The sequence below is a fragment of the Kitasatospora arboriphila genome, assembly GCF_039528095.1.
Classification (GTDB): Bacteria; Actinomycetota; Actinomycetes; order Streptomycetales; family Streptomycetaceae; genus Kitasatospora; species Kitasatospora arboriphila.
Window position 1 is genome coordinate 317 of the sequence record NZ_BAAALD010000304.1, and the last position, 231, is coordinate 547.

The 231-nt window shown below is 52.4% G+C and carries 1 protein-coding gene; it reads right to left on the reverse strand.

All coding sequences use genetic code 11. The features are described 5' to 3' along the window. Window positions 1-231 (reverse strand): disulfide isomerase DsbC N-terminal domain-containing protein (locus ABD353_RS40105; RefSeq protein WP_425555369.1); only part of this gene is annotated, 231 nt, incomplete at both ends.

Below are 231 nucleotides of genomic sequence, written 5' to 3' on the forward strand. Positions count from 1 at the left end.
GCCGTTCTCATCATACATATAGCCGGAGATCGCGTGTTTACCATCCGGCGTTAGGTAGATGGCGACCCCCATGTCCTGGTATTTGCCCAGCCAGCCTTTCATTCCCCCCGGCGCCTCAAAGGGTTTTATAATGGTAATGCCCTGTTTTTCAATCGCTTTTACCGGAGCGGGGAGTTCCTCCGCATGGCTGCATAACGGCAAAAGGCTGAGTAACAGCAGACGCTTTAACAT